At 51.8% G+C, this 255-nt stretch carries 1 rRNA gene; it reads right to left on the bottom strand.

Features of this window, described 5'->3' with window-relative positions:
• Nucleotides 1–255, bottom strand: a 16S ribosomal RNA gene (locus GTP46_RS29320); the annotation flags it as partial.

Raw genomic sequence — 255 nt, 5'->3', positions numbered from 1 at the left:
AGTCTTACAAAACCGCCTGCGCACGCTTTACGCCCAGTAATTCCGATTAACGCTTGCACCCTACGTATTACCGCGGCTGCTGGCACGTAGTTAGCCGGTGCTTATTCTTCAGGTACCGTCATGAGGATCAGATATTAGCCAATCCCTTTTCTTCCCTGACAAAAGAGCTTTACAACCCGAAGGCCTTCTTCACTCACGCGGCATTGCTGGATCAGGCTTTCGCCCATTGTCCAAAATTCCCCACTGCTGCCTCCC

Origin of the sequence: Duganella flavida (assembly GCF_009857445.1) — a bacterium.
In the GTDB taxonomy this organism is placed as follows: domain Bacteria; phylum Pseudomonadota; class Gammaproteobacteria; order Burkholderiales; family Burkholderiaceae_D; genus Rugamonas; species Rugamonas flavida.
Note: the sequence above shows the minus strand (reverse complement) of the source record. Positions and strands in the feature narration are given on the sequence as shown.